The 11,185-nt window shown below is 69.0% G+C and carries 7 protein-coding genes and 1 pseudogene; 1 reads left to right on the forward strand and 7 read right to left on the reverse strand.

The features are described from left to right. Positions 1-98: 98 nt before the first annotated feature. Positions 99-980, forward strand: coding sequence for an AraC family transcriptional regulator (locus ACZ1J6_RS00950; RefSeq protein ID WP_465127375.1), 882 nt, complete (start codon positions 99-101; stop codon positions 978-980). Positions 981-990: 10 nt separating this feature from the next. On the opposite strand, the pseudogene ACZ1J6_RS00955 reads toward ACZ1J6_RS00950, so the two are convergent. The 7 genes and pseudogenes from ACZ1J6_RS00955 to ACZ1J6_RS00985 all read right to left on the reverse strand — a co-directional run bounded on the left by ACZ1J6_RS00955 (position 991) and on the right by ACZ1J6_RS00985 (position 11,184). Further along, positions 991-2,901, reverse strand: a pseudogene (locus ACZ1J6_RS00955) (BCCT family transporter). 72 nt (positions 2,902-2,973) lie between these two features. After that, positions 2,974-4,695 (reverse strand): SLC13 family permease, encoded by a 1,722-nt coding sequence (locus ACZ1J6_RS00960; RefSeq protein WP_134095912.1) that lies wholly within the window; start codon positions 4,693-4,695, stop codon positions 2,974-2,976. Further along, the gene (locus ACZ1J6_RS00965) at positions 4,692-6,248 is read right to left on the reverse strand and encodes a DUF389 domain-containing protein (RefSeq protein WP_134095985.1); all 1,557 of its coding nucleotides are present in this window, start codon (positions 6,246-6,248) and stop codon (positions 4,692-4,694) included. The genes ACZ1J6_RS00960 and ACZ1J6_RS00965 overlap by 4 nt, the downstream gene beginning before the upstream one ends. A gap of 160 nt (positions 6,249-6,408) precedes the next feature. Continuing rightward, entirely contained in the window at positions 6,409-7,323 is a 915-nt protein-coding gene (locus tag ACZ1J6_RS00970; RefSeq protein WP_134095913.1) for a hypothetical protein, read from the reverse strand. Position 7,324: 1 nt separating this feature from the next. Beyond that, entirely contained in the window at positions 7,325-8,590 is a 1,266-nt protein-coding gene (locus tag ACZ1J6_RS00975; RefSeq protein WP_134095986.1) for a mechanosensitive ion channel family protein, read from the reverse strand. A gap of 78 nt (positions 8,591-8,668) precedes the next feature. Continuing rightward, positions 8,669-9,952, reverse strand: a complete 1,284-nt coding sequence (locus ACZ1J6_RS00980) for an MFS transporter (RefSeq protein ID WP_134095914.1) — start codon at positions 9,950-9,952, stop codon at positions 8,669-8,671. Beyond that, complete coding sequence (locus ACZ1J6_RS00985) at positions 9,949-11,184, reverse strand: MFS transporter (protein WP_134095915.1); 1,236 nt, start codon at positions 11,182-11,184, stop codon at positions 9,949-9,951. Before ACZ1J6_RS00985 ends, ACZ1J6_RS00980 begins: the two co-directional genes overlap by 4 nt. Between the last annotated feature and the right edge of the window lies 1 nt (position 11,185).

Consider the following 11,185-nt stretch of genomic DNA (forward strand, 5'->3'; position numbering starts at 1 on the left):
TGCCCGAATCCCGCCGCCGATCCATGCCGAAGCGCAAGATCGGTCGAGCAGGTATCCGCGATCCGTGGCTAACGGAGAGCGTCACGGAGGAAGGAACGATGAAGGCGGCGCTCGATACCTACCATGCCCGGATGCTGCGGGCGCTGGACCATATCGACCGGCACCTCGACAAGGCACTGGACCTCGAAACGGTTAGCCGCGTGGCTGCCTTTTCGAAGTTCCACTTCCACCGGCAGTTCACGGCCATGTTCGGGATCTCCGTCCATCGCTATGTCCAGCTGGCCCGCATGAAGCGCGCCTCGCACCGGCTGGTCTATCGCGAGGGGCAGAGCGTGACCGACATAGCGCTGGATGCCGGTTACGAGGCGCCGGACGCTTTCGCCCGCGCGTTTCGGCAGAGGTTCGGGCAATCGCCCTCCTCGTTCCGCAAGAGCCCCGATTGGGCGCCGTGGCTTTCGGCCTTCGAGCCTCTCGACACAGCCAGGAGCAAGTTCATGCACAGGACATTCACGCAGGAAGACGTCGTTATCCGCGAGGTGCCGAAGCAGTTGGTGGCGATCATGGAGCACCGGGGCGACCCGGCCGGGTTGGGAGGCACCATCCAGCGCTTCATCGCCTGGCGCCGCCGCGCCGGTCTGCATCCCTCCAGAAGCGCGACATTCAATATCTGGCGGTCGGAGCGCCGCCCCGCCGCACCAGCCGATTATGGTATCGACCTTTGCGCGGGCATCGAGGGGCCGGTCGCGGCCGATGGCGAGGCGGTGCGGATCGGCGAGATACCCGGCGGCCGCTGCGCGGTGCTGCGGCAGGTCGGCCATACGGATAACCTGGAGCCGGCGGCGCTCTTTCTCTATCGCGACTGGCTTCCCGGCAGCGGCGAGGACGTCCGCGACTTCCCGCTCTATTGCCAGCGCCTGCGCTTCTTCCCGGAAGTGCCGGAGCACGAAGCGGTGGCAGAGCTGTTCCTGCCGCTGAAATAGCGCGCGCGGTTCAGGCGGCAGGCCGCCATCGTTCGAGCTGGGTCAGCACGTCGTTCACGATCTGCTGTTCGGTAAGGCCGGTAAGGTCGCGGTGGCGCTCGGTGGCGACCTGTCCCGTCAGCATCCAGGTCAGGCTGCGGCGGCCTTCCGAGGCTTCCAGCGCGGTATAGGCGGGCAGGGGGCGCGACCGGGTGCCCAGGCTGTAGACGAACCGGCTCTCCGGCCCGAACGTGATGGTGAGCGCGGCCTGCCCCTCGCCCTCGGTGACATGGCTGTCGGCCCAGCCTTCCGCCAGCATGGCTGCGCAGACGGATCGCAGCGCGGGGGCGCCGCGCTCCGCCAGTTGCCGGACGATCTGCGCCTTGCTGGAAGGCACGAAAAGGCGTTTGAGCCTTTCGCTGACGGTCGCGGGCTCGTCGTCGGAAATGGTGATGCCGGCAAGGTCGGCGCTGGTCTGGCGGACCAGCCCGAAGGCGAGCAGGATCATCACGAAGCAGAACGGCAGCGCGGCCAGCAAGGTGGCGGTCTGCAAGGCGCCCAGCCCGCCGGCGATGAGCAGCGCGGTGGCCGTGGCGCCCAGCAGCAGGCACCAGTACATCCGCTGCCAGCGCGGCGTATCCTCTTCGCCGCCCGATGCCAGGGTGTCGATCACCAGAGCGCCGGAATCGGCCGACGTGATGAAGAACACCGCCACCAGTACGATCGACAGGGTGGAGGTGAAGCCGGAGCCGGGAAGATACTCCAGGAACTTGAACAGGGCGGTGGAGAGGTTCTCCTGCACGGCATGCGCGATCTGGCCGCCCGCAGTGCCGAGGTCGAGCGCAATGGCGGAGTTGCCGAACACGGTCATCCACAGGAAGGTGAAGGCGGTGGGCACGAAGAGCACGCCGATCACGAATTCGCGGATCGTGCGCCCGCGCGAGATACGCGCGATGAACATGCCCACGAATGGCGACCAGGCGATCCACCAGGCCCAGTAGAACAGCGTCCAGTCCGCCATCCAGGCCCGCGGCTCATAGGCATAGAGCTTGAAGCTGCGTTCGAAGAAATGGTCGAGATAGAGCCCGAAGTTCTGCACCAGCGCGCGCAGCAGGAACAGCGTCGGCCCTTCCGCCAGCACGAAGAGCATGAGCAGCACGGCCAGCGCCAGGTTCAGTTCGGAAAGCCGCCGCACCCCGCGGTCCGCGCCGCTGAGCACGGATAGCGTCGCAGCGCCCATGACCAGGACGATCACGCCCACTTTCATCGTCGTGTTGTCGGGCAGGCCGTAGTTGTAGGCGAGGCCGGCGGTCATCTGCGAAACGCCGAAGCCGAGCGAGGTGGAGACGCCGAACACCGTGCCGCAGACCGCGAAGATGTCTATGGCATCGCCGATCGGTCCGCGGATGCGCTTGCCCAGGATCGGGTAGAGGCCGGATCGCAGCGTCAGCGGCAGGCCCTTGCGATAGGTGAAATAGGCAAGGCTCAGGCCCACCAGCGCGTAGATCGCCCAGGCATGGACGCCTTAGTGATGGAACGTGATGGCCATCGCCTCGCGCGCGGCGTCGATGGTGCCGGGCTGTGCTTCGGGCGGGGCGCTGTAATGCTGGATCGGCTCGGCCACTGCGAAATACATCAGCCCGATGCCCATGCCGGCCGCGAAGAGCATAGCCAGCCACGATACGTAGGGGAAATCGGGCTCGGCATCTTCCGGGCCGAGCTTCAACCGGCCGGCCGGGCCGAAGCCGAGCGCCAGCACCACGACCAGGAAACCGACGACCGCGGCGATGTAGAGCCATCCGAACGTGTCGATCGCCCAGCTTTGCGCGGCCTTGAAGACCAGGTCGGAGGCGCCGGGGGCGACCAGGGCGGCGGAGAGCATGGCCAGGATGACAGCGGAGGCACCCCAGAATACCCGCCGGTTCATTCGGCTTTCGATCATGGTTGCCCTAACGCATATCTGCAGACGAACCGGAACGCGTCGCGGCGGTCGCTGTTCCCCGCAGCCGGACCCCTACCCATAAAGAACCGAGAGCGTCACCGCCGCGCAGGCGACCACCGCCACCACCAGCGGCGCGCCCATGCGGGCGTAGTCGCTGAAGCGATAGCCGCCCGGCCCCATGACCAGCAGGTTGTTCTGGTGCCCGATGGGGGTGAGGAAATCGGAAGACGCGCCGATCAGCACCGCCAGCAACGCAGCGTCCGGACTGACGTGCAGCAGGCCGGCGGCGTCTATCGCCAGCGGCCCCATGATGATCGCGGTCGCGACGTTGTTGAGGAAGATCGAGAGCAGCAGCGTCACCGTGCAGAGCGCCGCCAGCACCGCCACCAGCGGCATTCCCGCCAGGACATGACCCAGCCACTGCGCGGCGATGGCCGCCGCGCCGCTGTCCTCGAAGCTCTGGCCGACCGGGATCATCGCCGCCAGGAGGACGATGACGCTCCAGTCGATGGAGCGGTAGATTTCCTCCGGCGGCAGCAGCCGCAGCGCCGCGATCAGCACCGCCGCGCCGGTGAAGGCCAGCGCCGGGGACATGCCCAGCCCGACGATGCAGGCGATGGCTGCGGCAAAGACCGCGAGGATACCCGAGGCGCGCCCCCGCGCGGTGGGAACGGGATCGTGGCGGTCGATCTCCAGCACGCGGGCGCCGGCGCTGAAGCTGCCGAGTTCCGCCTGCGGACCGCGAATGTAGAGCTGGTCTCCTGCGCTGATCCGCATGTCCGCCAGTTGCCGCCGCTCCCGCGCCACGCGCGGCCCCACCGCCACCACCTGCAATTGCTGGCGGCTGCGGGTGCGGACTTCGTCATAGCCCAGCCCGATCAGCGGCGATCCATGCGCCACCGCGACCCGCACGGTGACGGCATCGGGGACGTGATCGACGGAAAGATCCGAAACCAGCCCGGCCGTGGTCCCGACCGACCACTGGTTCTTGCGCGAGAGGACCAGCAGCCGGTCCTGCGCCTGCAAGGCGCCTTGCGCGCCGATCCGGTCGATGCCGCGAAAGGCGGCCAGCAGGCGTCCACCGGCGCCGCGCAGGCGCGCCCGCACTTGGGCCGCGTCCAGCCGCTCGTCGGGGACGACCAGTTCGTAGACGCGCCAGGGCGGCTTGCCGTCCGCCGCATCGCCGCGCCGCGCCGGCAGGAGCCGCCAGCCGACCACGCAGAGATAGGCCAGCCCCACCACCGTCACCGCCACGCCCACGGGGGTCATCGTGAAGAACCCGAAAGGCGCGCCCAGCCGCGTTTCGCGCACCGAGGAGAGGATCAGGTTGGCGGGCGTGCCGATCAGGGTGGTCATGCCGCCCAGGATCGTCGCGAAGGCCAGCGGCATCAGCGTGGCGCCGGCCGAGCGCTTGGCCGAGCGGGCGATCTCCGCGGCGATCGGCATGGTGATGACCAGCGCGGCGATATTGTTCATGAACGCGGAGAGCAGCGCGCCCACCAGCAGCAGGCAGGCAAGACGCATCGCGAAAGGCGCGCGGGCGGGGATGATGCGGTTCGCCACGGCCCCGGCGGCGCCGCTGAGTTCGATGGCGCGGCCCACCACCAGCACGGCCGCCACCGCGATCACCGCCGGATCGGCGAAGCCCGAGAAGGCATCGCCCGGCGCGACGAGACCGGTGACGAGGCAGGCGATCAGGGCCAGGAAGGCCACGAGATCGTGCCGCACCTTTTCGGATACGAACAGAACGAGCGCGCCCAGCAGGATGAAGGCGCTGAGGGCGGCGGGGCTCAAGGCTGGGTCTCGCCCTCATCGATGCGGCGCAGAGCGAAACGGCTGCCCGCGGCCGGGGCCGGGAGAGGCGCTATGCCGTTCTCGCGGAGCAGCGCAGCCACCGCCAGCGCGCGCCGCTGGACGAGCGTGGGCTTCTCCGGCGCCTCCTCCGCGGCTTGCTCCGATGATGCCGGGGGCAGTCCGGGAACGCCCAGGCTGCGCACGTTCCAGCGCCGCGCGGCCCAGGCACTGACCAGCACCGCTTCCCGCGCGGGGGCATCGAGCGTGTCCGCACTGCCGGTGAAGGCGATCATCGGCGTGGCCATTTGCGGCGGGGTCAGCACCACGTCCCAGCCGTCCGCCTGCGCCGCGGCGCGTTGCTCCAGCACCCGGTAGGTGGCCAGCGAGGCGCCCGGCAGCGGCACGGCATCGGCCATGGCGCGGTGATGGTCGCGGTCCACGGTGACGCCGTCCGCCGTGGTCCCGGCGGTCAGGGCCAGCATCTGCGAGAGCGCGGCGATGCGCTGGGTCTCGATGGCAGCGGCGTCGCCCGCCTGGCGGATTTCCTCGCGCTGGGCCTCGATGGCGCCGGCGCCGGGTTCGAGCACCACCTGGTCCAGCCGCAGGCGCAGCGGCTTGCCCAGGCGGCTGGTGAGGTCTTCCTGCAGGGCCGCGGTGCGCTGCATCCGCCCGCGCGGGGTGATGACCACGGCGCGCACCACCACGGGATCGGCATCGAAGTCGATCTCAAGCTGGGTCACCCGCGCGTCGGCGCCGAAACGCTCGGACAGGAAGGAGCGCGTCTGGTTGACGGTGACTGCCTCCCCGGCGATCTGCTTGAGCGAAATGCCCAGCGGAATGGCCATGGCGACGAAGACGAACAGCAGGACGAACGTCTGCGTCCAGCTCTGCTGGCTGGTGAGATGGTGGCCGAACCCGTAGAAGCGCGCCATGGCCGTGGCGGAGAGGGCAATGGTCACGAAGTTGGTGACGAACAGGGCGAAAGCGCCGCCCAGCACGGGCATGTTCCATGTCGCCAGACCGAAGCCGACCACTGCGAGCGGTGGCATCAGGGCCGTGGCGATGGCGACGCCGACGATCGTGTCGCCGCGCCCGCGGATGATCGCGAAAGTCCCTGCCAGGGCCGCGAACAGCGCCACTGCCAGGTCGAACAGGTTGGGCCGGGTGCGGGCGATGATCTCGCTGGTCGGCGCCTGCAGCGGGGAGAGGGCCACGATCAGCGCGGTGAAGATCACCGCTGCCACCGCGCCCACCGCCAGGGCGGTAAGCGAGCGGCGCATCTCGGAGAAATCGAACAGGGCCAGGCTGAAGCCCAGCCCCAGGATCGGGCTCATCAGTGGCGAGATCAGCATGGCGCCGATGACCACGGCCGGCGAAGAGAGCAGCAGGCCGAGCACGGCGATGCCTGCGGACATCATCACCATGAAGGCATAGCGCGGCGACCACCCGGAATCCTCGGTGATGCGCGCCATCACGCTCTCGTGATCGACCCGCCCGACGACCGAGCGCCGCCACCAGCGATAGAGCGCGATCTGCTCGAACCGGTCCTGCATGGCGCTGTTTGGGCTTTCCGCCCCTGCTGCCTGTTCCAACCCCGTTACCTCCTTGTCTGCAGTCCGGCCCGATCCGCGGTCCGGCAACAACCCTCCGCGCGCCCTTCGGTTTCCGCCTGGCACGAAATCGGCCCTCTCGCCGTTCCGCGCAAGCCGGCGCTCAGGACATGGTGCGCGGGCAGCTGCCCAGTGCGGCGAGCACCATGCGGTAGTCGGTGAGGGCCTGCATCTTGCCCTCGTAGGTGGCGGAGATATTGGCGCGTTCGGCCGGGGCGGGCGGCAGGAAGCAGGCCAGGCTGTACCATTCCAGCGTGCCGCGCGCGGGTGGGCGGCCCGCTGTTGCCACCACCGCGGAGAACGAGACGCCCCAGGCGGGCGCCTGGCCCGGTTCATGGCGGACCGTGATCGAGGCGCTGCGCCCGCCCTCGGTGTCGAGGAAGATCTGCGTGCGTCCCTGCCCGGCGAGGTTGCCGGGCACGTAGAGCATTTCGCGCACCCGCGTGACATTGCTGGGCGCATTGCGGGCGACCCGGCTGCGCAGGACGGCGCGCAGGCGCACTTCCTCGTCCGGGGTCCAGAGGATCTGGGCGGTGGGGGCGATAAGTTTCAGGTCCTCGGGGCGGCCCGGCACCGGGGAGGCGAACAGGATGACATCGCGGCCGGGCAGTTCCGCCGGTCCCATTCCGGTCATGACGCCGTTCGCGGGGCCATTCTGGGGCAGGTCCACCAGATAGCGCAGCGATCCGCCGATCGGCGCGGCGCCGAACAGCAGCGCGCCGGTTGTGGCCTCGACATAATAGCGGGCATGGCCGGGCGCGGGGATGCGCTGGCTTGCGGTGTTCACGCGCGTCACGCCGGCGACTTGCGCCCTGACGACCATATCCGCCCGTTTCGCGAGCGAGACCACGTCGGCATCGGTTGGCCCCGCCTGCGCAGCAGAGAGTCCCGCCTGCGCAGCAGAGAGCCCTCCCTGCGCGGCGGCGGGTGGGGGCGTCAGGGCAAGCAGGGCAGCGGCCGCCACGGCGGAGACTGCGGAAAGGCGGCGGGCGGCAGGCATGGGTAAGGCGGCCTTCATGTCACGCAGGGTCCTGAACGGGAAGGGAGGGAGCGGGGGGCAGGACGGCGTCCGGCGAGGATGCCGACCGCGCGACCGCGCCCGCCAGGTCGAGGCCGGTGGGCCGCTGGAAAACGCGGAGGTCGAATTCGGGGATGATCGCGATCAGGTGGTCGAGAATATCGGCCTGGATGCTTTCGTACTGGGCCCAGGCCGTAGTGGAGGCGAAAGCGTAGATCTGCAGCGGCAGGCCGTATTCGCCGGGTTCGAGCTGGCGCACCAGCAGGGTCTTGTCCTTCGCGATGTCCGGGTGCGCGGTCAGGTAGGCGTGCACATAGGCGCGGAAAGTGCCGATATTGGTCAGGCGGCGCATGTCCAGGATCTCGCCTTGCGCGTGGTCCTGGTTCCAGCGGTTCACTTCGCCGCGGCGCTCCGCCAGGTACTGGCGCAGCAGGGTGAAGCGCGAGAGCGCCTCCAGTTCCCCGGCCGTCAGGAAGCGCACGCTGTTCTGGTCGATCATCAGCGAGCGCATGATGCGCCGCCCGCCCGATTCCGACATGCCGCGCCAGTTGCGGAAGCTCTCGGTGATGAGCCGGTGAGTCGGCACGGTGGTGATGGTCTTGTCGAAGTTCTGGATCTTCACCGTGTGCAGCGCGATGTCGATCACGTCGCCATTGGCGTCGAGCTTGGGCATCTCGATCCAGTCGCCCACGCGGACCATGTCGTTGGAGGTGATCTGCACCGATGCGACCAGCGAGAGGATGGTGTCCTTGAACACCAGCAGCAACACGGCCGCCATGGCGCCCAGCCCGGACAGCAGCAGCAGCGGAGACTGGTCCATCAGCGCGGCCAGCACCAGGATCGCGGCGGCGCCGTAGACCAGCAGCTTGGCCACCTGGACATAGCCCTTGATCGGCCGGTGCCCGGCTTCCGGGCGGCGTTGGTACACGTCGTTGGCCAGGGTCAGCGCCCCGGACAGGGCCAGGGCGAGCGTCAGGATCACCACGGCCGCGCAAAGGCTGTGCACGAAGCCGACCAGCGCGGGCGGCAGGCCGGGCACCGTGCCGATCCCGCCCTGCACGATCACGGCGGGCAGGATGTTCGACAGGCGCGCGACGATGGCGCCGATATGCCCCGCCTCGACATCGAAGGGCGTGCGCCGCAGCAGGCGCATCATGCCGCTCAGGACGATGCGCTTGGCGATCCAGTTGGCCAGCCAGGCGGCGGCGGCCAGGAGCAGCAGGGCGATTCCGGTGTGCATCCAGGGCTCGGAGGCCCAGGGCCCCATGGCCCAGGGCCCGCTTGTTCCGGGGGCAGCCAGGGCGGCGAAAGCATCGGTTTTCAAAGGGAATCCTCGGTTAGGCAGTCAGACGGCGCGCAGCGGCTTGCCGGCGGTTTCCTCGGTATAATGCAGCGCCACCAGCCCGACGAGACAAGCGGCGATCATCACGTAGGCGGGGGTGAGCGGATCGCCGGTCCGGTCGATCAGCCAGGCGTTCGCCGCCGGAGCGGTGCCGCCGAACAGCGAGGTCGAGAGGTTGTAGGCGATGGCGAAACCGGCAAAGCGCACCGGGGTGGGGAAGAAGGCGGGGAACGTCGCCGAAATCGTCGCCAGTTGCGGCACGTAGAGCAGCCCCAGCAGGGCATAGCCGATCACCGCGCTGGCAAGGCCGGTATCCATGAAGTGATAGAGCGGCACCACCGCCAGCATCAGCCCGATCAGAGAGGCCATCCACATCGGCTTGCGCCCCACCCGGTCCGACAGGGCGCCCGCAAAGGGAAGCAGCACCATCATGAACAGCATGCCGGCGATGGGCACGGCCAGCGCGGCGTCGGTCGAAAGGCCCAGCCGGCGCTCCAGATATGTCGGCATATAGCTGAGCAGGGTGTAATTCACCACGTTGAGCGCGATCACCAGCCCGCTCATCGCCAGCAGCGGGCGGCGGTGGCGGCGCATCAGGTCGCGCAGCGGCGTGGCGGATGCGTTCTGGCCGCTCTCTTCCGCTTCGCGGAACAGCGGCGTCTCTTCCATGCGTGCCCGCAAGTAGACGCCTACGAAACCCAGCGGTCCGGCCAGCAGGAACGGCAGGCGCCAGGCCCAGTCGCGCATGGCGGCATCGCCCAGCAGCAGCGAGAAGCCCAGCATCAGCAGGGCGCCGCCGCAGAAGCCCGCCAGCGTGCCGACTTCCAGGAAGCTGCCATAGAAGCCGCGCTTCCGGTCGGGCGCATACTCGGCCATGAAGATCGCGGCGCCGCCGTATTCGCCGCCGGTCGAAAAGCCCTGCACCATGCGCAGCACCACCAGCAGCGCCGGTGCCCAGAGGCCGATCGCCGCGTAGGAGGGGATGAGGCCGACGCCCACCGTGGCCGCCGCCATCATCACGATGGTGATGCCCAGCACCGCCTTGCGGCCGTAGCGGTCGCCCAGCGGACCCCAGAAAAAGCCGCCCAGCGGCCGCACCAGGAACGAGATCGCGAATGTCGCCAGCGCGAAAAGCGTCGCTTCGGCGGCCTCGCCGGGGAACAGCGCGGCGGAGATATAGCTGACGCCATAGGCATAGATGCCATAGTCGAACCATTCGGTGGCATTGCCGATCGCGGATGCGGCGATGGCGCGGTGCAGTACGGCCGGCGAAGTCTGGTCGGTCATTCAAGAGTGCTTTCGTCCGAGGCCAACGGGTCGAGCGCGGCGGACATGGGCGTGGTGCGCGGCAGCACGACGTAGGTTTCCTGGAGATGGCCGGGGACCGGCTCGGAGCGGACCTGTCGCCACAGGCCGAATGCCAGCGCGGCGCCGGCGCAGGCGGCAACGAAGAGGAACAGCCCGGCCGTTCCCAGCAGGGTCATCGCCAGCGCCCCCAGCGAGGGGCCGATGGCGGCGCCCAGCGAATAGAGTAGCACCAGCCCGCCGCTGGCGGCCACGCGCTGCTCGGCCGAGAGGTGGTCGTTGGTATGGGCGACGCAGAGCGGATAGAGCGCGAAGCTGAGGCCGCCCCACAGCGCGCCGAACGTCAGCAGCGGCAGGTTGCCCTCGGTCAGGGCGATGGCCAGGCTGGCGGCCAGCGTGCCGGCGAAGGCCATGACGATCACCATGCGCCGGTCCATCCGGTCGGACAGGCGGCCTAGCGGCCATTGCAGCGCCACGCCGCCCATGATGACGACGCTCATGAACAGCGCGGTCGCGGAAAGGTCCAGCCCCGAGCGCCGGGCATAGACCGCGCCCATCGCGTAGAAGGCGCCGAGCATGATCCCGGTCAGGAAAGCGCCGACGATCCCCAGCGGCGAGACCGCGTAGAGTTCGCGGAACGAGAGCGAGGAGGCTTCCCCCGGTGCGGGTGCGGCGATGCGGGTCAGCACCACGGGCACGGCGGCGAGCGAGATCAGGATCGATCCCACCATCAGCGGCATCGTCGATGCCGCGCCGCCGAGGTTGAGCGTGAACTGCCCGATCGCCTGCCCGCCGTAAAGTGCGATCATGTAGCCGGCCAGCACGCTGCCGCGCCCGGCGCCTTCGGCCCGTTCGTTCAGCCAGCTTTCCAGGCAGACGTAGATGCCTGCCAGGCAGATTCCGTCCGTGAAGCGCAGCAGGCCCCAGAACGGCACGTCGCGGTGGATGGCATAAGCCAGCGTGCTGGCGCTCAGCACGGCCACGAAAGCGGCGAAGGCGCGGATGTGGCCGATGCGGCGCAGCAGCGACGGCGCGCGCATGGAGCCTGCGACCAGTCCTGCGAAATAGGCGGTGCCGACCAGGCCGATCGCCAGGGTGCCAGACCCCCCGCGCTCCAGGCGCACGCTGACGAGCGTGTTCATGAAGCCGCCGCCCGCCATCAGCACGAAGATGGCGAGCAGCAGGCTGCGCACGGGGAGGATGGCTTTCAGCATG

It is taken from the genome of Novosphingobium sp. BL-S-21 (genome assembly GCF_055521655.1).

What these genes read in the sequence shown, in the direction of transcription:
- ACZ1J6_RS00950 (WP_465127375.1), top strand. Translation starts at nt 99, where the DNA reads ATGAAGGCGGCGCTCGATACCTACCATGCCCGGATGCTGCGGGCGCTG.
- ACZ1J6_RS00980 (WP_134095914.1), bottom strand. Translation starts at nt 9,952, where the DNA reads ATGACCGACCAGACTTCGCCGGCCGTACTGCACCGCGCCATCGCCGCA.
- ACZ1J6_RS00970 (WP_134095913.1), bottom strand. Translation starts at nt 7,323, where the DNA reads ATGAAGGCCGCCTTACCCATGCCTGCCGCCCGCCGCCTTTCCGCAGTC.
- ACZ1J6_RS00965 (WP_134095985.1), bottom strand. Translation starts at nt 6,248, where the DNA reads ATGCAGGACCGGTTCGAGCAGATCGCGCTCTATCGCTGGTGGCGGCGC.
- ACZ1J6_RS00975 (WP_134095986.1), bottom strand. Translation starts at nt 8,590, where the DNA reads ATGGGGCCCTGGGCCTCCGAGCCCTGGATGCACACCGGAATCGCCCTG.
- ACZ1J6_RS00985 (WP_134095915.1), bottom strand. Translation starts at nt 11,184, where the DNA reads ATGCTGAAAGCCATCCTCCCCGTGCGCAGCCTGCTGCTCGCCATCTTC.